The organism is Streptomyces sp. NPDC048185 (genome assembly GCF_043202495.1).
In the GTDB taxonomy this organism is placed as follows: Bacteria; Actinomycetota; Actinomycetes; order Streptomycetales; family Streptomycetaceae; genus Streptomyces.
Genome location: NZ_JBIDAN010000018.1, coordinates 1 through 20,333 on the forward strand (window position 1 = coordinate 1; position 20,333 = coordinate 20,333).

General features: G+C 72.4%; 17 protein-coding genes. 9 read left to right on the forward strand and 8 right to left on the reverse strand.

Annotated elements, in window-relative coordinates; genetic code table 11:
* Positions 1-132: 132 nt before the first annotated feature.
* Positions 133-2,250, reverse strand: a complete 2,118-nt coding sequence (glgX, locus tag ACGF3H_RS34990; protein WP_362496042.1) for a glycogen debranching protein GlgX — start codon at positions 2,248-2,250, stop codon at positions 133-135.
* 343 nt (positions 2,251-2,593) lie between these two features.
* On the opposite strand from glgX, the gene ACGF3H_RS34995 reads away from it, so the two are divergent.
* Together ACGF3H_RS34995 and ACGF3H_RS35000 are read left to right on the forward strand one after the other, a co-directional pair.
* A complete protein-coding gene (locus tag ACGF3H_RS34995; RefSeq protein WP_362496040.1) occupies positions 2,594-3,841 on the forward strand; it encodes an SAV2148 family HEPN domain-containing protein in 1,248 nt (415 codons plus the stop codon).
* 114 nt (positions 3,842-3,955) lie between these two features.
* Entirely contained in the window at positions 3,956-4,678 is a 723-nt protein-coding gene (locus ACGF3H_RS35000) for a 3'-5' exonuclease (RefSeq protein WP_362496037.1), read from the forward strand.
* A 41-nt stretch (positions 4,679-4,719) separates the two neighbouring features.
* Here the strand turns inward: ACGF3H_RS35000 and ACGF3H_RS35005 are convergent, their stop codons facing one another.
* A complete protein-coding gene (locus tag ACGF3H_RS35005; protein WP_362496034.1) occupies positions 4,720-5,583 on the reverse strand; it encodes an aminoglycoside phosphotransferase family protein in 864 nt (287 codons plus the stop codon).
* A gap of 271 nt (positions 5,584-5,854) precedes the next feature.
* On the opposite strand from ACGF3H_RS35005, the gene ACGF3H_RS35010 reads away from it, so the two are divergent.
* The 4 genes from ACGF3H_RS35010 to ACGF3H_RS35025 are packed head-to-tail and all read left to right on the forward strand — an operon-like array spanning position 5,855 to position 10,163.
* Positions 5,855-6,790 carry a sugar ABC transporter permease gene (locus ACGF3H_RS35010; RefSeq protein ID WP_362496032.1) on the forward strand — a complete coding sequence of 312 codons (936 nt, stop codon included), beginning with the start codon at positions 5,855-5,857 and terminating at the stop codon, positions 6,788-6,790.
* Positions 6,787-7,620: a carbohydrate ABC transporter permease gene (locus tag ACGF3H_RS35015; protein WP_362496030.1), complete on the forward strand. Its 834-nt coding sequence runs from the start codon at positions 6,787-6,789 to the stop codon at positions 7,618-7,620. Before ACGF3H_RS35010 ends, ACGF3H_RS35015 begins: the two co-directional genes overlap by 4 nt.
* A complete protein-coding gene (locus tag ACGF3H_RS35020) occupies positions 7,620-8,903 on the forward strand; it encodes an extracellular solute-binding protein (RefSeq protein WP_362496028.1) in 1,284 nt (427 codons plus the stop codon). The genes ACGF3H_RS35015 and ACGF3H_RS35020 overlap by 1 nt, the downstream gene beginning before the upstream one ends.
* Positions 8,904-8,960: 57 nt before the next feature.
* Positions 8,961-10,163 (forward strand): glycosyltransferase, encoded by a 1,203-nt coding sequence (locus tag ACGF3H_RS35025; protein WP_362496026.1) that lies wholly within the window; start codon positions 8,961-8,963, stop codon positions 10,161-10,163.
* A 54-nt stretch (positions 10,164-10,217) separates the two neighbouring features.
* On the opposite strand, the gene ACGF3H_RS35030 is transcribed toward ACGF3H_RS35025, so the two are convergent.
* A complete protein-coding gene (locus ACGF3H_RS35030; RefSeq protein WP_362496023.1) occupies positions 10,218-11,111 on the reverse strand; it encodes a LysR substrate-binding domain-containing protein in 894 nt (297 codons plus the stop codon).
* 90 nt (positions 11,112-11,201) lie between these two features.
* On the opposite strand from ACGF3H_RS35030, the gene ACGF3H_RS35035 reads away from it, so the two are divergent.
* Together ACGF3H_RS35035 and ACGF3H_RS35040 are read left to right on the forward strand one after the other, a co-directional pair.
* Entirely contained in the window at positions 11,202-11,669 is a 468-nt protein-coding gene (locus ACGF3H_RS35035) for a hypothetical protein (protein WP_362496021.1), read from the forward strand.
* Positions 11,662-13,287 carry a multicopper oxidase family protein gene (locus ACGF3H_RS35040; protein ID WP_362496019.1) on the forward strand — a complete coding sequence of 542 codons (1,626 nt, stop codon included), beginning with the start codon at positions 11,662-11,664 and terminating at the stop codon, positions 13,285-13,287. Before ACGF3H_RS35035 ends, ACGF3H_RS35040 begins: the two co-directional genes overlap by 8 nt.
* Before the next feature lie 88 nt (positions 13,288-13,375).
* Here ACGF3H_RS35040 and ACGF3H_RS35045 read toward each other — a convergent pair whose 3' ends face one another.
* Complete coding sequence (locus ACGF3H_RS35045; RefSeq protein WP_362496017.1) at positions 13,376-15,625, reverse strand: MMPL family transporter; 2,250 nt, start codon at positions 15,623-15,625, stop codon at positions 13,376-13,378.
* Positions 15,626-16,009: 384 nt separating this feature from the next.
* On the opposite strand from ACGF3H_RS35045, the gene ACGF3H_RS35050 reads away from it, so the two are divergent.
* Positions 16,010-16,564, forward strand: coding sequence for a DUF1697 domain-containing protein (locus ACGF3H_RS35050; protein ID WP_362496015.1), 555 nt, complete (start codon positions 16,010-16,012; stop codon positions 16,562-16,564).
* Positions 16,565-16,594: 30 nt separating this feature from the next.
* On the opposite strand, the gene ACGF3H_RS35055 is transcribed toward ACGF3H_RS35050, so the two are convergent.
* The 4 genes from ACGF3H_RS35055 to ACGF3H_RS35070 are packed head-to-tail and all read right to left on the reverse strand — an operon-like array spanning position 16,595 to position 20,183.
* Positions 16,595-17,365 (reverse strand): sirohydrochlorin chelatase, encoded by a 771-nt coding sequence (locus tag ACGF3H_RS35055; protein ID WP_362496013.1) that lies wholly within the window; start codon positions 17,363-17,365, stop codon positions 16,595-16,597.
* Positions 17,366-17,373: 8 nt separating this feature from the next.
* The gene (locus tag ACGF3H_RS35060) at positions 17,374-18,270 is read right to left on the reverse strand and encodes an ABC transporter permease (RefSeq protein ID WP_362496010.1); all 897 of its coding nucleotides are present in this window, start codon (positions 18,268-18,270) and stop codon (positions 17,374-17,376) included.
* Positions 18,257-19,045: an ABC transporter ATP-binding protein gene (locus ACGF3H_RS35065; RefSeq protein WP_362496007.1), complete on the reverse strand. Its 789-nt coding sequence runs from the start codon at positions 19,043-19,045 to the stop codon at positions 18,257-18,259. The genes ACGF3H_RS35060 and ACGF3H_RS35065 overlap by 14 nt, the downstream gene beginning before the upstream one ends.
* A 34-nt stretch (positions 19,046-19,079) precedes the next feature.
* A complete protein-coding gene (locus ACGF3H_RS35070) occupies positions 19,080-20,183 on the reverse strand; it encodes an aliphatic sulfonate ABC transporter substrate-binding protein (protein ID WP_362496004.1) in 1,104 nt (367 codons plus the stop codon).
* Positions 20,184-20,333 lie beyond the last annotated feature (150 nt).

The following is a 20,333-nucleotide window of genomic DNA, read 5'->3' on the forward strand; positions in this document are numbered from 1 at the left end:
GGGGGGGGGGGCGGGGTGGGGGGGGGGGGGGGGGGCGCCCCGGGGGGGGGGGGCCCGGGGCCCCCCCCCCCGGCCCCCCCCCGGGGGCGGGCCCCCCCCCGGGGGGGGGCCGCACCGCTCCGGCAGCACGCTCTATACGGGCCGCTGCAGCACCGTCAGGCTCCGGTCCACCAACGTCAGCCGGTCCCCGGCCTGCACCTTCGTCCCCGTCCTGGCCGGTACGCCCTCGGTGCGGGCGGTGTCGACCACCACCTCCCACTGCCGGCCGTGGTCGACGGGGACCACGAAGTCCAGCGTTTTCGGCGAGGCGTTGAACATCAGCAGGAACGAGTCGTCGGCGATGCGCTCCCCGCGCGCGCCCGGCTCGGAGATCGCGTTGCCGTTCAGGAACACCGTCAGGGCCGACGCCTGCGCCGAGTTCCAGTCCCGCTGGGTCATCTCCGTGCCCTCCGGGGTGAACCAGGCGATGTCCGAGAGGTCGTCGTGGGTGCCCTCCACGGGACGGCCGTGGAAGAAGCGCCGCCTGCGGAAGACCGGGTGGTCCCTGCGGAGCCACACCATCGCGCGGGTGAAGTCCAGCAGCCCGGTGTCCGCGTCCTCGCCCTCGGGCCAGGACACCCACGCCAGCTCGTTGTCCTGGCAGTAGGCGTTGTTGTTGCCCCGCTGGGTGCGGGCGAACTCGTCGCCGTGGCTGATCATCGGCACGCCCTGGGACAGCAGTAGCGTGGCGATGAAGTTCCGCATCTGCCGGGCCCGCAGTTCCCGCACCGCCGGGTCGTCGGTGTCGCCCTCGGCGCCGCAGTTCCAGGAGCGGTTGTGGCTCTCGCCGTCCCGGTTGTCCTCGCCGTTGGCCTCGTTGTGCTTGTCGTTGTAGGAGACCAGGTCGTGCAGGGTGAAGCCGTCGTGGCAGGTGACGAAGTTGATGGAGGCCAGCGGTCGGCGTCCGTCGTCCTGGTAGAGGTCGGAGGAACCGGTCAGCCGGGACGCGAACTCGGCCAGGGTGCGCTGCTCGCCGCGCCACAGGTCCCGCACCGTGTCCCGGTACTTGCCGTTCCACTCGGTCCACAGCGGCGGGAAGTTGCCCACCTGGTAGCCGCCCTCGCCCACGTCCCACGGCTCGGCGATCAGCTTCACCTGCGAGACCACCGGGTCCTGCTGAACCAGGTCGAAGAAGGACGACAGCCGGTCCACCTCGTGGAACTGCCGCGCCAGGGTGGCCGCGAGGTCGAAGCGGAACCCGTCGACGTGCATCTCGGTGACCCAGTACCGCAGCGAGTCCATGATCATCTGCAGGACGTGCGGGGACCGCATGAGCAGCGAGTTCCCGGTGCCCGTGGTGTCCATGTAGTACCGGGGATCGTCGGTCAGCCGGTAGTAGGAAGGGTTGTCGATGCCCTTGAAGGACAGTGTCGGACCCAGGTGGTTGCCCTCGGCCGTGTGGTTGTAGACCACGTCGAGGATGACCTCGATGCCGGCCTCGTGCAGCGCCTTCACCGCCGACTTGAACTCCAGCACCTGCTGGCCGCGGTCGCCCCAGGAGGCGTACGCGTTGTGCGGGGCGAAGAAGCCGATCGTGTTGTAGCCCCAGTAGTTGTTCAGGCCCATGTCGACCAGACGGTGGTCGTTCACGAACTGGTGCACCGGCATCAGCTCGAGGGCGGTCACCCCGAGCTCGGTCAGGTGCTCGATGACCGCCGGGTGCGCGAGGGCCGCGTAGGTGCCGCGCAGCTCCTCGGGGAGCCCCGGGTGGCGCATGGTGAGGCCCTTCACGTGGGCCTCGTAGATCACCGTGTGGTGGTACTCCGTCCGGGGACGGCGGTCGTCGCCCCAGTCGAAGTACGGGTTGACCACGACCGACGACATCGTGTGCGGCGCCGAGTCGAGGTCGTTGCGCCTGTCGGGCGCGTCGAAGTGGTAGCCGTACACCTCCTCGCCCCACTGGACCGACCCGCTGATCGCACGCGCGTACGGGTCGAGGAGCAGTTTCGCGGAGTTGCAGCGCAGCCCGCGCTCGGGCGCGTAGGGGCCGTGGACGCGGTAGCCGTACCGCTGCCCCGGCATCACGCCCGGCACGTACGCGTGCCGTACGAACGCGTCGCTCTCCCGAAGTTCCACCGCCGTCTCCGAGCCGTCGTCGTGCAGCAGACACAGCTCTACTCGGTCCGCGGCCTCCGTGAAGACCGCGAAGTTGGTGCCGGCGCCGTCGTACGTGGCACCGAGTGGATATGCCTCTCCAGGCCAGACCTGCATGGACACGACTCTTTCAGGTGTGCGGCGCCGGTGCGGACGCCTTGGCTCCGAGTCTCCCCGAAAGTGAGGCGACCACCTAGCACTCACGTGCCTCTTACCCACCGTGCGCCGATCCGTTCCCGGTGACTTCCCGGCAGTCCTGTTCGCGCCGTACGACGTCACCGCTATGAATCCGCTCACCCGCCCCGGGGCCGGGTCCCGGAACGGGCCGGTGTATCAGGGACGTTGGGAAAACCGGCGTGCCGATCCGGCTGCACCGCGCACCGCTCGCGGAGTACCCTTCCTTGATCGTTGGACGGGGTCTGACCGGGAGTGCTCCCAGGGAGCGGAAGGCGGTGCGCGGGTGGGCTCGGGAGGGCTGGAGCTGCCCCCTGGTGACGAGGGTCACGAGGGGAGCTCCACGGACGTCCCGCCCGGTGCGGTGTCCCTGGCGCGGCCGATGAACGCGGGTGCGATCGGTCCGGAACTGGACTGGGACGCCGACGCCTGGCACGAGGTGCGCACGCGCGCGCAGCGGGCCGGCCGGGCCTACATCTGGCTGAACCTCGTCGAGCAGCGGCTGCGCGCGGTCGTCGCCGCCGTCCTGCGGCCGGTCTACGAACCGGTCCACGGCGACGACTGGGTGGTCGCCGCCGCCGGACCCGCCGGGCAGGAGTGGGTGCAGCGCGCCGTCGCCGTCCGCGAGGTCAGCCGCCGCAAGGGCTACCTCCTCGACCCGGCCGACGACAACGTGCTGAGCTTCCTCACACTGCCGCAGCTCAGGGAGCTGATGGTCCAGCACTGGCCGTGCTTCGAGCCCTACGTCGACGAGCGCCGGGACGTGGAACTGGCCCTGGACGAGCTGGAGGTCACCCGCAACGTCGTCTCCCGCAACCGTGCGCTGTCCGAGGCCGTCCTGAATCAGGCCGAACGGGCCTCGGCGCGGCTGCTGGAGGTCCTCGGCGCGGGCAGCGACCTGCCGTCCGCGCGCCGGCTCCCGGTCGACGCGGTGGAGGACCTGGTCGGTGACCGGTACGCCGACGTGGTCGCCGTGCACCCGGACCGGGTCCGGCTGCTGCGCCAGTTCCCGGCGGAGGACATCTTCGGCCGGGCCCGCCGCGTGGACGCCCTCGGCATCGGCCTCAACCTGCTCGTGCAGAACTTCTCCGGCCGCCGGCTGCTGCGGCTGGCCGAGTCCGGCGGCCGGGTGCGGCTGCTGTTCCTCAATCCGGCCTCCAGCGCGATCAAACGGCGCGAGCGCGAACTGGGCATCAAGCGGGGTGAGCTGAGCCGTGCCGTCGAGACGAACATCCTGCACATGCGCCGGGTGCGTTCCCGGCTGCGGGACCCGGGGGCCTTCGAGATCCAGGTCTTCGACGAGACGCCCCGCTTCACCGCCTACCTCGTGGACGGGGACGGCGCCGACGGCATCGCGGTCGTGCAGTCCTACCTGCGCCGGACGCGGGGGATGGAGGCGCCGGTGCTCGTCCTGCGCAACGGGCGCAACGGCGGCAAGGTCGTGAAGTCGGACCAGGTCGAGGAAGCCGGACTCTTCCCCACGTACCGGGAGGAGTTCGAGCTGATGTGGGCGGATTCGCGCCCCGTGTCCTGAGCGCCGGCGCGGGCGTCGGCCCCGGGCAAGCGGAACGCGATCCTCTGATTGTCAGTGGCCCGTGCGAAGGTGGGGACCACTGGGGGAACGCACCACCGAGGAGGGGGACCGCCCATGGGCTGGCACCGCGAGCTGCTGATCGGCTTCGACCTGGAGACGACGGGCACCGATCCGCGCGAGGCGCGCATCGTCACCGGCGCCGTGATCGAGGTCAGGGGCGGTGAGCCGCTCGGCCGCCGGGAGTGGCTGGCCGACCCCGGCGTGGAGATCCCGGCGGACGCGGTCGCGGTGCACGGCATCAGCAATGACCGCGCGGCCGCCGACGGCCGCCCCGCCGACCAGGTCGCCGACGCCATCGCCTCGGTCCTCGCCGACCACTGGAAGGCGGGCGTCCCCGTCGTCGCGTACAACGCGGCCTTCGACCTCACCCTGCTCAGCGCCGAACTGCGGCGCCACGGCCTGCCGTCCCTGCGGGAGCGCCTGGGCGGCCTGGACCCCGCGCCCGTCATAGACCCGTACACCATCGACCGCTCCGTGGACCGCTACCGGCGCGGCAAGCGCAACCTGGAGGCGGTCTGCCGGGAGTACGGTGTCCCGCTCGACGCCGCCCACGACGCCTCGGCCGACGCCCTCGCCGCCGCCCGGCTGGCCTCCGCGATAGCCGGCCGCCACCCCAAGGTCGCCGCACTCGGCCCGGCGGAGCTGCACCACCGCCAGATCGAGTGGTACGCCGAGTGGGCGGCGGACTTCCAGAGCTTCCTGCGCCGCAAGGGCGACGCCACGGCCGTCGTCGACGGGAGGTGGCCGGTCCGCGAGCCGGCCGGCGAGCGGGTCTGACCCGGCCGGTCCGCCACGGCCGGGCCGCACCGGGCCCGCCGTCAGAAGGGGTACCAGCGCACCGTCGGGTCCTCGTCCCGCAGCGACGCCACCCGGCGTTCGAACTCGGCCAGCGCCTTCGGGTTGCTCGGCGCGTGCTGGGCCACCCAGGCACAGCTGGCCGTCTCGCGGGCCCCGCGCAGCACCGCGCAGCCGTCCCACTCGCGCACGTCCCAGCCGTAGGTCGCCGTGAAGGCGTCGTAGGCCTCGGCGGCCAGTCCGTACCGGTCCCGGCTGAGCGCCATCACCACCAGGTCGTGCTCGCGCAGGTCGGCGGAGACGGTCTCCAGGTCGACCAGGACCGGCCCGTCGGGACCGACGTGCACATTGCGGGGCAGCGCGTCGCCGTGGATCGGGCCGGGCGGCAGCTGGGGCGTGAGCGCGGCGGCGGCCGCCGCGAAGCCGTCGCGGCGCTCGCGCAGATACGCCGCGTCCGCCGGATCGATCACGTCGCCGGCGAGCCGCAGCCAGCGTTCCACACCGCCCAGCAGCTCACGCGGCGGCAGCTCGAAGGAGGGTGAGGGCAGCGCGTGGACGAGCCGCAGCAGTCCGGCCACGTCCCGCGGTTCGGTGGGCCGTACCGCGTCGGGCAGCCGGTGCCACACGGTCACGGGGTGGCCGTCGACGCTCAGCGCCTCCGGCCTGGCCGCCCGCACCGCGGGCACACCAGCCTCCTCCAGCCACACCGCGACGGCCAGTTCCCGGCTCGCCCGCCCGAGGAGTCCGGCGTCGCGGCCCACCTTCACCGCCAGGTCGCCGGCGGCGAAGACGGCGTTCTCCCCGAGGGCGAGCAGCCGCGCCTCCCCCGCCGGGCCGGGCAGCACCTCCGCCGCGGCCAGCACCTCCCGCGCTCGTGCCTCGTCCATCGTCCGCCCTCCGTGTCCGTCCTGGTCCCTCGTCACCGGCCCCGCCCGGGCAGGTCCGATGCGCCTGAGCCGGGTGCGGTCGCCGGGGACGGCCCGGCTCCGCGCCGGTGCCGGCACACGTCAGCCGTGTGCGTCCACCGTCGCGATCCCGCCATCCGTCGGCCAGTGTCGCATTCGCACAGGTGGGAGCGTGTGCGCGGTCCCTTGACGGGGCACAGCGCCTTCACGACCATGACCAGGCCCGTCCGAGCCGCGCGAAGGGGCTGACCACGTGACATCGGTGACCGAGGTGAGGAGACCGGCGCGCCGCGCGCCCGGCACGGACCGGCCACGGCCCGACCCCGGGCACGGCGCCTGGTTCCTGGTGCTCCCCGCGCTGATCCCCATCCTGGTGCTCAGCGTCGGACCGCTGCTCCACGGCGTCCTGCTGGCGTTCACCGACGCCCAGTCGGGCCGGACCGAGTCCACCCGGTGGATCGGCACCCTCAACTTCCAGGACCTGCTGCACGACACGCTGTTCTGGGAGTCGTTCCGCATCGGGCTGGTGTGGGCGGTCGGCGTGACCGTGCCGCAGTTCCTGCTCGCGCTCGGCCTCGCCCTGCTGCTCAACCAGAACCTGCGGCTGCGCTGGCTGGCCCGGGCCATGGCCATCATCCCCTGGGCGATGCCCGAGGTCGTCGTCGGCATCATGTGGCGGCTCGTCTACAACCCGGACGCCGGCATCCTCAACGAGACCCTGCGCGACCTCGGTCTCGGTGACGGCCGCGACTGGCTCAGCGGCCTCGGCACGGCGCTGCCCGCCGTGGTCGTCGTCGGCGTCTGGGCCGGGATGCCGCAGACCACGGTCGCCCTGCTGGCCGGCCTGCAGAACACCCCGCGCGAGCTGCACGAGGCGGCCGCGGTCGACGGCGCCGGTGCCTGGCGCCGCTTCCGCACGGTCACCTGGCCCGCCCTGAAGCCGGTCGCCCTCGCCATCACCGCGCTCAACCTCATCTGGAACTTCAACTCCTTCGCCCTCGTCTACGTGCTGACCAACGGCGGCCCCGGCGGCCGGACCAGGCTGCCGATGCTCTTCGCCTACGAGGAGGCCTTCCACTACGGTCAGTTCGGCTACGCGGCGGCGATGGGCTGCGTCATGGTCGCCGTGATCTCGGTCCTGCTGGCCGTCTTCCTCGTCGGCCGGCTCAGGGGAGGTGACGACGCGTGAGGACCTCGACCGGAGCCCGCGTGGGCCAGTACGCCGCGCTGCTCGCCTACCTCGTCTTCCTGGCCTTCCCGTTCCTCTGGCTGATCTCCGTCGCGTTCAAGTCCCCGCGCGAGCTGGGCAGTCTGCACCCGACCTGGATCCCCGAGAACCCCACCCTCGACAACTTCCGGCAGGCCTTCGACGAGCAGCCGCTGCTGCACGCCGCGCTCAACTCCCTGCTCGCCGCGCTCGGCGCCGCCGTGATCGCGGTGCTCGTCGCGACCCCCACGGCGTACGTCATGGCCCGGTACCGCGGCCGGCTCGCCAGGGCGGCCACCGGGTGGGTCGTGGTCAGCCAGGCCTTCCCCTTCGTCCTGCTGATCATCCCGCTCTTCCTGGTCCTGAAGAACCTCCGGCTGATCGACTCCGTGCCCGGGCTGGTGATGGTGTACGTCGTGTGGTCGCTGCCGTTCGCGCTGTGGATGCTCGCCGGATACGTCCGGGCCGTGCCGGCCGAGCTGGAGGAGGCCGCGGCGGTCGACGGAGCCGGGCGGCTGCGCACCCTCGTCTCGGTGACGGCGCCGCTGCTCGCACCGGGGATCGTGGCGACCGGGCTGTTCGCGTTCATCACCGCGTGGAACGAGTTCTTCTTCGCGCTGGTGCTGCTGAAGACACCGGAGAAACAGACCCTGCCGGTCGTGCTCACCCACTTCCTCGGCGCCGAGGGCGTCGCGGACCTCGGCCCGCTGGCGGCGGCGGCCTTCCTCGCGACGCTGCCCTCGCTGGTCGTCTTCGCGATCGTCCAGCGGCGGATCACGGGCGGCATGCTCGCCGGGGCGGTGAAGAGCTGATGCGCACCAGGACCACCACGCTCCTCATCGCGTTCGTCCTGCTGCTCACGGCCTGCACGGGCGCGGGCGGCGACGCCGACGACGGCCGGATCACCCTGCGCTTCCAGTCCCTGGCCTGGCAGGAGGAGTCCGTGCGGGCCAACAAGGAACTGGTCGAGGAGTGGAACGCGGCCCACCCGGACGTGCGGGTCCAGTACGTCCAGGGCAGCTGGGACAGCGTCCACGACCAGCTCCTCACCTCCTTCGAGGGCGGCGAGGCCCCGGACATCATCCACGACGCCTCCGACGACCTCGCGGACTTCGCCTACGGCGGCTACCTCGCCGACCTGACCGACCTGCTGCCCCAGCGGCTGAGGAACGACATCCCGCGGCACGCCTGGGACACGGCCACCTTCGGCGACGGCGTCTACGGCGTGCCGTTCCTCCAGGAACCCCGCGTCCTGATGGCCAACACGGCCCTGCTCGAGAAGTCCGGGGTCCGGATCCCGACCCCGGAACACCCCTGGACATGGCCCGAGTTCCGGCAGGTGACCGAGCGGCTGAGCGGTGCCGGCAGGTACGGCGTGGCCTGGCCGCTCAAGGAGCCCGTGTCCGCCACGCTCAACCTGTCGCTGTCCACCGGCGGCCGGCTGTTCCACCGCGACGCGGACGGCAAGGTCACCGTCCGGTTCGGTGAGGCCGACCAGGTGGTGCCGCGCACCATCCGCGACCAGGTCGGCCGTGACCACAGCGCCTCCGCCTCCACCCTGGGCAGCGGCGGCTCCGACACCCTGCCCGGCTTCTTCGCGGGCAGGTACGCGATGGTGCCGCTCGGCTTCTCCTACCGTCAGCAGATCGAGCAGCAGGCCCCCGAGGGCTTCGACTGGCAGGTCCTGCCCGCCCCGGCCGGGGCCGCGGGGCTCGCCCAGGGCGTCAGCCCGCAGACGCTGTCCGTCGCCGAGGACAGCCCGCACAAGAAGGAGGCCGCCGCGTTCGTCGACTTCCTCCTCCAGCCGGACAACATGGTCCGCCTCGCCCTCGGCGACTGGATGCTGCCCACCGGCACCCGGGCCCTGGAGGACCCCGCCCTGCACACCCCCGAGTACGGCTGGGCCACCGGCACCGCACTCGCCGCCCAACTGCGTCCGGCGCCCGCGCAGACCGTCCGCGGCTACGCCGAGTGGAAGGACAAGGTCGCCACCCCGGCGCTCCAGGAGTACTACAGCGGGGCGATCGGCATGGAGGAACTGCGCGAGCGGCTCGAGGAGGACGGCAACCTCGTACTCGCCCGCTACCAGCGCTGACGCCGCGCACCCGGAAACGTCTTGCACGAGACGTATCGTCTCGCATACGGTCGTGGCATGACCAGCCGCGCCCACATCGCCATGTTCTCCATCGCCGCGCACGGCCACGTGAACCCCAGCCTGGAGGTGATCCGCGAGCTCGTCGCCCGGGGGCACCGGGTGACCTACGCGATCCCGCCGCTTTTCGCGGACAAGGTGGCCGGGACGGGCGCCGAACCCAAACTGTGGAACAGCACGCTGCCCGGCCCCGACGCCGACCCGGAGGCGTGGGGGACCACCCTGCTCGACAACGTCGAACCGTTCCTGGACGACGCCGTCCAGGCGCTGCCCCAGCTCGCCGAGGCGTACGAGGGGGACGAGCCGGACCTCGTCCTGCACGACATCGCCTCCTACCCGGCCCGCGTCCTCGGCCACCGCTGGGGCGTGCCCGTCGTCTCCCTCTCCCCGTGCATGGTCGCCTGGGAGGGCTACGAGCAGGAGGTCGCGGAGCCGATGTGGGAGGAGCCGCGCAGGACCGAGCGCGGTCGGGCCTACTACGCCCGCTTCCGGGCCTGGCTGGAGGAGAACGGCATCACCCAGCACCCCGACCCGTTCACCGGCCGGCCGGACCGCTCCCTCGTGCTGATCCCCAAGGCGCTCCAGCCCAACGCCGACCGCGTCGACGAGACGACGTACACCTTCGTCGGCGCCTGTCAGGGCGACCGCAGCACGGAGGGGGAGTGGCGGCGCCCGGACGGTGCCGAGAAGGTCGTCCTCGTCTCCCTCGGGTCCGCCTTCACCAAGCAGCCCGGGTTCTACCGGGAGTGCGTCAGGGCCTTCGCCGGCCTGCCCGGCTGGCACGTGGTGCTCCAGATCGGCAGCCACGTCGACCCCGCCGAGCTGGGCGAGGTGCCGGACAACGTGGAAGTGCGGTCGTGGGTGCCGCAGCCGGCGGTCCTCCGGCAAGCCGACCTGTTCGTCACGCACGCGGGCGCGGGCGGCAGCCAGGAGGGCCTGGCGACCGCCACGCCGATGATCGCCGTACCGCAGGCCGCGGACCAGTTCGGCAACGCGGACATGCTCCAGGCGCTCGGCGTGGCCCGGCACCTGAGCGCCGAGGACGCCACCGCCGAGGCGCTGCGCACCGCCGCCCTCGCCCTGGTCGACGACCCGGAGGTGGCCGCGCGCCTGAAGGAGATCCAGGCGCAGATGGCCCAGGAGGGCGGCACCCGCCGGGCGGCCGACCTGATCGAGGCGGAACTCGCCGCCCGCCGGGCCTGAGGCGCGGGCCGGCCCGCGATCACCCGGCGGCCGCGCGCACCGCCCCCCGAGGCGTCACCGCTGCGTGTCGCCCGCCGGGTTCCAGGGCCAGGCGGCGAGTGTGGTGTGCATCAGCAGGGCGGCGGCCGAGAGCCGGCCCTCGGCGACCCGGTGCAGGGTGAGGGTGCGCCGGCAGGCGGGGTCGTCGATGCCGATCCAGGCGCAGGGCGCGCTGATGTCGGCGCCGCGGGCCATCGCGGGGATGAGGGTGAGGCCGATACCGGCGCTGACCAGGCCGACGAGGGCGGCCGGTTCGTCGCCCTCGCAGACGATCCTCGGGGTCAGGTCGTGACGGGCGAAGAGCCGGTCCAGCAGGCGGCGCTGCCAGTGGCCGGGGCGTGGGATCACGAACGGTGCCGCGCGCAGTTCCTCGACCCCGACCCGGGCGCGGGAGGCCAGTGGGTGACCGGGCGGTGCCGCCAGCCAGACCGGCTCGTCGTGCAGGCGGACGGCGGCCAGCCCGTCGGCCGGGATCGGCTGGGAGGCGACGCACAGGTCCACCTCACGGGCGTGCAGGGCACGGTGCATGTCCGCGGCCGGCATCTGACGGAGTTCGACATCGACGTCGGGATGGGCCTCCTTGAAGGCGGCCAGGGGGCCGGTGACGGTCAGGAAGGTCTCCGACGCCAGCCGTACCGTGCCGACGCCCTCACGGACCGCCTCGGCGACCGCCCGGCGCCCGGCCTCCAGCTCTCCGAGAGAGCGCTCGACGTGGTCCCGGAAGAGCCGCCCCGCTTCGTTGAGCCGCAGACGGCCGGCCCTGTCGAACAGGGGGGCACCGAGCTCGGCCTCCAGTCGCGCGACGGTGCGGCTCAGCGAGGGCTGGGCGACCCGCAGTTCCCCGGCCGCGCGGCTGAGGTGCTCGAGCCGCGCCACGACCAGGAACTGCTCGAGCGCGTGCAGATCCATGCCCTGTCCTCCTCCCATAGCCCCGACGGCATAGCACGATAGCAATATTGATCTTTGACGTGATGCTCCCGGTCACATGACCGTAGGGGTGTGACCATCACGGATGAACGACCATCGACGGACCGCCGCGTCAGCGGCGTTGCCGGCCTGCTGTTCCGCTCGGTGGTGACGGCGCACACCGTCGCCGCCTTCGGACAGCCGGTCTTCGCGGGCGTGTACCTCACCGGGGAGATCGAAGGCCTGGACTGGCACGCGCGCGGCGCCGACGTCGTGTTCTCGCTGGGGCTGCTGCAGTTCGCGGTCGGCGTCGCGGTCCGGGTGCGCACGCGCCGCGCGTGGCCGGCCGTGATCTCCCTGCTGATCGTGGCGGCCGAGACGGGCCAGTACCTGGCGGGGACGTCCGGTCTCCTGTGGGTGCACCTCCCCCTCGGCGTGACGACCATCGCCGCTCTGGCCCTGCTGGCCGCCGCGGTCTGGGTGCGGCCCCTGCCCCGCCGCACCGTGGGCGTCCGGCCCGGCGGCGCGGACGAGTTCCGGGGGGAGGAGAGCGGTGTCTGACCGGAAGCGGGTCCCCCGCCCGGGCGGCCGGGGTGCGGAGTGGCCCCGGCGCCGCGTGCTGGGGATCGGCGGCGCCCTGGGCCTCGTCACGGCGGGCGGTCTGGCACTGTCCGGCGCGACGGCCCACCGTCCCGCGAGCACCGGCAACGAGCTGCGGAGCGCCGTGCCGCTGCCCGAGCCCTACACCGTGCCACTGCCGATCCCGCCCGTCCTCGTGCCGGCCGGCACCTCCGGGGGCACCGACCGGTACGAGATCACCCAGCGCCGGGTCGCCGCGGAGATCCTCCCCGGAGTGCGGACGGAGCTGTGGACCTACGACGGAACCTTCCCCGGCCCCACCATCGAGTCCCGCCGCGGACGGCCGGTCACCGTCAGGCACCGCAACGAACTGCCGGTGCCGACCGTGGTGCACCTGCACGGTGGGCGGACCCCTGCGGCCTCCGAAGGCTACCCCACCGATCTCGTCCTCCCCCGGGACTGGCCCGACCCCCGGGCCCACCGGCACCACACCGGCGCACACGCCATGTCCGACCCCCGCGCGGTGATCACCCGGTCCGTGCGTGAGTACACCTTCCCGCTCGACCAGCGCGCGGCCATGCTCTGGTACCACGACCACCGCATGGACTTCACCGCCCCGGCGATCTGGCGCGGCCTGGCAGGCCTGCACATCGTGCGCGACGACATCGAGGACGCCCTCGACCTGCCGCGCGGCGAGCGTGAGGTGCCCCTGATGATCGCCGACCGGGCGTTCGCCTCCGACGGCTCGCTGGCCTACCCCTCCCTCGACCCCACGCTCCGCGACCGGCCCGGCGTGGACGCGTCCTTCGCCGCCGGCGTACTGGGTGACGTGATCCTCGTCAACGGAGCGCCCTGGCCGGTTCACGAAGTCGACGCCGTACGCCACCGGTTGCGGCTGCTCAACGCCTCCAACGCCCGCCACTACGAGCTGCAGGCCGTCACCGACGACGGGCGCGTCCTGGAGCTGGCGCAGATCGGCGCCGACCAGGGCCTGCTCGAGAGGCCCGTCACCCACACCGTCCTGCCGCTCGCCCCGGCCGAGCGCTACGACGTGGTGATCGACTTCGCGGGACTGCCGGCCGGCAGCCGGGTGCGGCTGGTCAACCGGCTCGGGTCCGGACGCAGCCGTGAGGTGATGGCCTTCCGGGTGGTGCGCCGCGCCCGGGACGACACCCGCGTTCCCGCGAGGCTCGCCGGCGACCTGCCCACCTGGCGGCGGTCCGAGGCCACCGCGGTCCGCGAGTTCGTCTTCCGTGCCGGGCGGACGCAGCACGGCCGCGGCTGGGTCATCGGCGGGAAAGCGTTCGACCCGTCGCGTACGGACGTCCGCACGCGGCTGGGAGCCGTCGAGGTGTGGCGCTTCGTCGCCGACGTCCACCACCCCGTCCACCTCCACCTCGTCGGCTTCCGGGTCCTGTCCCGCGGCGGACGCGGGCTCCTGCCGCACGACGCGGGACTCAAGGACACCCTCTCGCTGCGCCCGGCGGAATCGGCGGAGATCATCACCCGCTTCGACGGCTACCAGGGCCGGTACCTGTTCCACTGCCACAACGCGGAACACGAGGACATGGGGATGATGGCCAACCTCGAGGTGACCTGACTCCCCCTCACCGCCGTCCGTGCCGGTGACGGCGAAGGGCCCGTCGGTTCACCCGGAACCGACGGGCCCTCACCTGCGCACGGGCCGCTCAGACGCCGACCCGCTCGCCCTCGTCGTCCCGGGCCGGCGGCGCGACCGCCTCGGGAGCCTCGTCGTGGGTGAGGTCCGGCAGCCGGTGCAGCCACTTCGGCAGGTACCAGTTCCGCTCACCGAGCAGGGCCATCACGGCCGGCAGCAGCACGCCCCGGATGATCGTCGCGTCGATCAGCACCGCGGCTGCCAGGCCCACGCCCATCTGCTTCATCGACTGCATGGACAGGGTGCCGAAGATGGCGAACACGGCGACCATGATGACCGCGGCGCTGGTGACCACCCCGGCCGTGGTGACCACGCCGTGCTGGACCGCGTCCCTGGTCGTGCGCCCCCGCAGCCGCGCCTCACGGATCCGCGAGACCACGAACACGTGGTAGTCCATCGACAGGCCGAAGAGGATCACGAAGAGGAACAGCGGCAGCCAGGTGACGATGGCGCCGACCCCTTCCGCGCCGACCAGCGAGGCGCCCCAGCCGTGCTGGAAGACGGCGACGAGGATGCCGTACGCCGCGCCCACCGACAGCAGGTTCAGCACGATCGAGGTGATCGCGACCGTCAGGGAGCGGAACGACAGCAGCATCAGCAGGAAGGCGAAGACCACCACGAACGCGAAGACCGGCGCGACCGAGCCGACGAGCTGGTCGTTGAAGTCCTTGTTGCCGGCCACCTGACCGGTGATCGGGGCCTCGACGCCGTCGACCTTGCCGAGCGTCGCGGGCCGCACCTCGTCGCGCAGCTTGTCCAGGCTCTCGCCCGCCTGGTCCTGGTCGGAGCCGCCGACCAGCGGGACGTGGACCAGGGCGACGTTCTGCTCGTCGTGCATGGTGATGTCGACCGGGCCGCGCGAGGCGCCCGAACGGACCGCCTGCTCCCGGAAGTCGGCGAGCGCCGCCCGCACCTCGGGCGCGTTGATGTCGTCGGCCTTGACGACCACCTCGGCCGGATCGGAGCCGCCGGGGAAGGCCTCGTTGACCCGGTTGTACGTCTGCACGATGGGCAGCGAGTCGCCGAACTCCTGGTCCAGGGTGAGGTTCTGCGTCTTCATGCCGACGGCCGGAGCGGCGACGGCCAGCAGCGCGCCGACCGCCACGGCGGCGGAGAGGACCGGCTTGGCGAGCACGCGCCGCAGCACGGCCGTCCAGAACCGGCTGCCCTCCGCGGTGCCCCGGCGCTGACGCCGGCGCAGGAACGGGACGCGCCCCTTCTCCACCCGTTCGCCCAGCAGCGAAAGCAGCGCCGGCAGGACCGTCACCGAGCCGACCATGGCGACCGCGACGACCATCAGCGAGGCCAGGCCCATCGCCTCGAACTCGGCGATGCCGGTGAACAGCATGCCCGCCATCGCCACGCACACCGTGACGCCGGAGACGACGATCGCCCGGCCACTGGTGGCGGCGGCGATCCGCAGCGCGGTCTGCGCGTCCCGGCCCGCGGCACGCTCCTCGCGCTCACGGCGCAGATAGAACAGGCAGTAGTCGACGCCGACGGCCAGACCCACCAGCAGCATCACGGAGTTGGCGGTGTCGCTCATCGGCTGGAAGTGACTGACGAGGCCCATCAGACCCATCGTCGCCATGATCGCGGTGATCGCCAGTGCCACCGGCACCAGCGCGGCCACCAGCGCGCCGAACGCGACGAGGAGGATGCCGAGGGCCACCGGCACCGCGGAGTACTCGGCCTTCTGGAAGTCGTCGCCGAACGCGTCGTCGAACGTCTTCATCATGCTGGCGCCGCCGATCTCCTCGATCCGCAGCGACTCGTGGTCCTTCTGGACGCCCTCGACGGCCTTCAGCACCGGCTCGACCCGCTCGCCCGCGGTGTCCGCCTCACCGCGCATGTCGAACTGCACCAGCGCGCTGCGGCCGTCCTTCGAGATCGTCCTCGCCTCGTACGGGGAGGTTACGCCGGTGACCTCCCCGGTGCCCTCCACCGCCTGGACGACCGCGGTGACGGCGGCGCGGAACTCGGCGTCGGTGGCCGTCAGCTTCCCGTCCTTCGTCTGGATCAGGACGCTCTCACCGGCCGGTTCGTCGATCCCGGCGTCCTCGACGATCCGGGCGGCGGTGTGCGTCTCGCCCCCCATCTGGTCGCTGTCCTTGACGTCGACCCGGCCGGCCGCCGAGCCGAGCCCCATCGCCAGGACGACGAACAGTACCCAGATTCCGACGGCAGCCCATCGGTGCCGGGCGCTCCAGCCGCCGGCCCGGGCGGCGATGCCCCGCACCCGTGTGTCTCCGTTCCCCATGACGGGCTTGCCCCCTCGTCCTCGGTGGAGGCCCCCTGCCGCCACCTTCCGCTTCGAAGGTATGGCCCGGATAAGTCCGTCTCGTCGTGCTGACCGGTGACGTGGAACGGGGGCAGGCTCATCCCCTCGGACGTCCGGCCTCACCGCTGGGGAGGACGGCGGCCCCTTACATCTACCCGGGCCTCTCGGGGGCGGTGATCAGGGTGCGCCCGGCGGCCCGGATTCCGCCACGTTCCCTTCCGAAGGGTTGTTGAACGAGTCACAGGCGCGTGGAGTGGTTGAACCCGGCCCCCGGATCGGCGAGAGTGGCGCGCACGTCCGCCCGGCGGACGCGGCCGTCGCGCCCACCCCCACGGGGCGCGACGGCCGCTCTAGGGTGTGCGCATGACGACGACGTATGCGGCGCTGCTGCGCGGGATCAACGTGGGCGGCGCCAAGAAGGTCCCGATGGCCGAGCTGCGCACGCTCCTGGAGGGCCTCGGTCACGACGCCGTACGCACCCATCTGCAGAGCGGGCAGGCCGTCTTCACGTCCGGCCACGGCGACGAGGAGTCGCTGGCCGCCGAGTTGTCGGAGGCGATCGAGAAGCACTTCGGCTTCCCGGTGGACGTGATCGTGCGCGACCACGCCTATCTGCGGGCCGTCGCCGAGGCCTGCCCCTTCCCCGCCGCCGGCCTGGAGGCCCGACAGCTCCACGTCACCTACTTCTCGGCGCCGGTCGACGAGGAGCGCTTCGCGCCGGTCGACCGGGCCGCCTTCCTGCCCGAGGAGTTCCGGCTAGGCGACCGCGCCCTGTACCTGTACGCGCCGGACGGCCTGGGCCGCTCCAAGCTGGCCGAGGCGCTGTCGAAGCCCCGCGTGAACAAGGGCGTGATCGCCACCAGCCGCAACTGGAACACGGTCGTCAAACTGGTGGAACTGACCGCCCCCGGCCCCTGACTCCGTGTCCGCTGTCCGGCCCGGCCGGCCTCAGGCGCCGACCGCCACCAGCGCCGGCCGCGGCGCGCGCGCCGCGTCGTAGCGCTCCAGCAGCAGCCGCGCCACCTCGGGCGCCGCGCCCAGCACGTCCGCCAGCACGTCCGCCCCGGCAGCGCCCCGCGCGATGCGGTCCGGCAGGAAACCGGGTGCCAGCACGTACGGGGCGACGGCGACGCGTGCGCAGCCGGCCGCGCGCAGTTCACGGACCGCGTCCTCGGTGCGGGGAAGGGATGCGGAGGCGAACGCAGGCCGCACGGCGCACCAACCGGTGTGCCGCCACTCCCGCGCGATTTCTGCGATCACTGCGATCGCCTCCGGGTCGGAGGACCCCGCCGAGGCCAGCACGACCCCGGTCGAGGACTTGTCGGCGGGCGTGAGACCCGCCTCGTACAGGCGCCGCTCCAGCGCCGACAGCAGCAGCGGGGAAGGACCGAGCACCTCGGCCTGCCGGATCCGCAGCCGGGCCGGCGCGTCCGCGAGGACGGCCGGGATGTCGGCCTTGGCGTGGAAGGCGCGGGTCAGCAGCAGCGGCAGCGCCACCACGTCCCGCACCCCCTCCGTCGCCAGGGACTCCAGCACGCCCTGCACGGAGGGCACGTTGAAGTCCAGGAAGCCGGTCTCCACCCGCACGTCCGGGCGCTGCGCCCTCACCCGGCGGACCAGGGCGTGCACGGTCGCGGCGTGCCGCGGATCGCGGCTGCCGTGGGCGACGACCAGAAGGACGGGACGGGCGTGACAGACGGGGCGGACCGGACGGTGCATGGGGTGCCTCAGCTCCTCACCAGCAGACCGCGGCTGCGCAGCACCCACCGCTCCAGCGGGCTGAAGATCAGCAGGTCGATGGCGATGCCGACGATCAGGATCAGCAGGATGGCCTCGAAGACCATCGCCATGTCGCTGGCGTTGCGGCCGTTCTCCAGCAGCTGGCCGAGTCCCACCCCCAGGTCGGGGAAGGACGCGATGATCTCGGCGGCCATGAGCGAGCGCCAGGAGAAGGCCCAGCCCTGCTTCAGCCCCGCCACGTACCCGGGCAGCGCCGCCGGCAGCACGATGTGCCAGGTGCCCTTCAGCCCCGTCGCGCCCAGCGTGCGGCCCGCCCGCAGGAACAGCGGGGACACCTGGTCCACGCCGGACACCAGGCCGTTGGCGATGGACGGCACCGCGCCCAGCAGGATGACGGCGTACATCATCGTGTTGTTCAGGCCCAGCCAGATCACGGCCGGCGGCACCCACGCCACCGACGGCAGCGACTGGAGGCCGGACAGGATCGGGCCGATCGCCGCCCGCACGAACTTCACCCGCGCCACCAGCAGGCCCAGCGGGGTGCCGATCAGCAGCGCGAAGCAGAAGCCGAGCAGACCGCGCGAGACGCTGGTCCAGATGTAGCCGAGCAGCTCGCCCTGGAGCCACGCCTCGCGGACGACGTCCCACACGGCGGACGGGGCGGGCAGCTTGGTCGGGTCGTCGACGACGCCGAACGAGACCAGACCCTGCCAGACCGCCAGCACCAGGAGCACCGCGACCGCGGGCGGCAGGATCTTCTCGACGAAGGTCTGCCGGAACGGCTTGCGGCCCTGCTGCACCGTCTCCAGTGCGTCCAGGCCCGCCTCCAGACCGGCGAGGTCGCCGCCGTCCTTCGCCGGGCTGGTCGTGTCAGTGCTGGCCATGGCGGCGGATCTCCCCACGCAGTTCTTCGGTGATCTCGACGGACAGTTCCGCCACGGCGGTGTCCTCGATGCGGCGCGGGTGCGGGATGCCCACCGTCCACTCGCGGGCCACGCGCCCGGGACGGGAGGACAGCAGCACCACGCGCTCGGCGAGCCGCACGGCCTCCCGCACGTTGTGCGTGACGAACAGGACGGACAGCTTCGTCTCCCGCCAGATCCGGGTCAGCTCGTCGTGGAGCACGTCCCGGGTGATCGCGTCCAGCGCCGCGAACGGCTCGTCCATCAGCAGCAGCTTGCTCTCCTGGGCGAGAGCGCGCGCCATCGCGACGCGCTGGCGCATGCCGCCCGACAGCTCGTGGACCCGCTTGCCGTGCGCGCCCTTCAGCCGGACGAGTTCGAGCAGTTCCTCGGCCTTGTCGCGGCGCTCGTTCTTGGGCACGCCGCGCAGCTTCAGGGCGAGTTCGATGTTCTTGCCCGCGCTCAGCCACGGGAACAGGGCGTGCTCCTGGAACATCAGGGCCGGGCGCCCGTCCGTGGTGATGGCGCCGGCGCTGGGCCGGTCCAGGCCCGCCACCAGGTTCAGCAGTGTGGACTTGCCGCAGCCGGAGGCCCCCAGGAGGGTGACGAACTCGCCGGGCGCGACATCGAGTGTGATGTCGTCCAGCACGAGCTGCTGTCCGGCGGGGCCCGCGAACGACTTCGAGACGTGCTCGATCCGGGCGGCGTGCGTGGCCGCCTCGGTGCCGTCGGCGGCCTTGGCGAGGGTCGTGGCCATGGTCGTCACCTCCTGGGAATGGTCGGATCCGGGCTTACTTGACGCCGAGACCGGCGTCGTCGACCGCGGGCGCGCCCTTGGCCCCGAGGACCTTGTTGAGCGGCGTGAGGTCGTAGATGCCCTGAAGGTCGGGCTTCTTCAGCAGACCGGCCTTCACGGCGTGCTCGGCCTGGGCGTCGAGGGTGGCGGCCAGCGGGTCGTCGGTGACCTCGATCGACTTCCACGCCGGGTCCAGGACCTCGGCCGGCAGGGCCTTGCCCGTGTCCTTCTTCAGCTGCTCGTTGGCCGCGGCCTTCGCCTCGTCCGGGTTGGCCTTGATCCACTCGTTGGTGTCGACCGAGGCCTTCAGGACCGCCTCGACGGCCTTCGGGTGCTCCTTTAGGAACTTCTGCGACACGATGATGTTCGTGATCACGAACTTCTTGCCGGGCCACAGCGTCGACTCGTCGAGCAGCACCTTGCCGCCCGCGGCGACCAGCTTCGACGCGGTCGGCTCGGGTACCCAGGCGCCGTCCAGGGAACCGGCCTTGTAGGCGTCCGGGGTGACCTTGTTGTCGCTGCGGACGACCGTCACGTCGCCCTTGCCGCTCTGCGCGTCGACCTTCCAGCCCTGCTCGGCGATCCAGTTGAGGAACGCCACGTCCTGGGTGTTGCCGAGCTGCGGGGTCGCGATGCGCTTGCCCTTGACGTCCGCCAGCGACTTGATCTTGTCCGGGTCGACGACGAGCTTCACGCCGCCGGAGGCCGAACCGCCGATGATCCGCAGGTTCTTGCCGTTGGACTTCGTGTAGCCGTTGATCGCGGGGGAGGGGCCGATCCAGCCGATGTCGATGGAGCCGGAGTTCAGCGCCTCGATCTCGGAGGGACCCGCGTTGAAGGTCGCGTACTTGGCCTCGGTCGCCCCCAGCTCCTTCTGGAAGAAGCCCTTCTGGTTGCCCACGAGGGCGGTGGCGTGGGTGACGTTGCCGAAATAGCCGATGCGGACGGAGTCGAGACCGTCGATCTTCTCGGCACCCGCGGCGACCTTGGCGGTGTCGTCGTCCTTCGCCTCGGAGCCGTACCCGCAGGCGGCGAGGGTCAGGAGCGGCAGGGCGGCTATGACGGCGAGGGTGCGGCGCAGGGCGGTGTTGGCAGGCACGGGAGGCTTTCCTCTCGTTGGCCCGGCGGTCACGCCTGTCGGATCGTCCGAGGTGTCAGGTCGTGGCCGGGAGGTCGGCAGGTCTTCGGCTGTACGGGTGGGGGGTGTGGGCGCGCATGCGGTGCGCGTACGTCAGCGCGCACATCGCGC

Coding starts and splice junctions, on each gene's coding strand:
- glgX (WP_362496042.1), bottom strand. CDS start 2,250: ATGCAGGTCTGGCCTGGAGAGGCATATCCACTCGGTGCCACGTACGAC.
- ACGF3H_RS35000 (WP_362496037.1), top strand. CDS start 3,956: ATGGGCTGGCACCGCGAGCTGCTGATCGGCTTCGACCTGGAGACGACG.
- ACGF3H_RS35005 (WP_362496034.1), bottom strand. CDS start 5,583: ATGGACGAGGCACGAGCGCGGGAGGTGCTGGCCGCGGCGGAGGTGCTG.
- ACGF3H_RS35020 (WP_362496028.1), top strand. CDS start 7,620: ATGCGCACCAGGACCACCACGCTCCTCATCGCGTTCGTCCTGCTGCTC.
- ACGF3H_RS35025 (WP_362496026.1), top strand. CDS start 8,961: ATGACCAGCCGCGCCCACATCGCCATGTTCTCCATCGCCGCGCACGGC.
- ACGF3H_RS35030 (WP_362496023.1), bottom strand. CDS start 11,111: ATGGATCTGCACGCGCTCGAGCAGTTCCTGGTCGTGGCGCGGCTCGAG.
- ACGF3H_RS35045 (WP_362496017.1), bottom strand. CDS start 15,625: ATGGGGAACGGAGACACACGGGTGCGGGGCATCGCCGCCCGGGCCGGC.
- ACGF3H_RS35050 (WP_362496015.1), top strand. CDS start 16,010: ATGACGACGACGTATGCGGCGCTGCTGCGCGGGATCAACGTGGGCGGC.
- ACGF3H_RS35055 (WP_362496013.1), bottom strand. CDS start 17,365: ATGCACCGTCCGGTCCGCCCCGTCTGTCACGCCCGTCCCGTCCTTCTG.
- ACGF3H_RS35060 (WP_362496010.1), bottom strand. CDS start 18,270: ATGGCCAGCACTGACACGACCAGCCCGGCGAAGGACGGCGGCGACCTC.
- ACGF3H_RS35065 (WP_362496007.1), bottom strand. CDS start 19,045: ATGGCCACGACCCTCGCCAAGGCCGCCGACGGCACCGAGGCGGCCACG.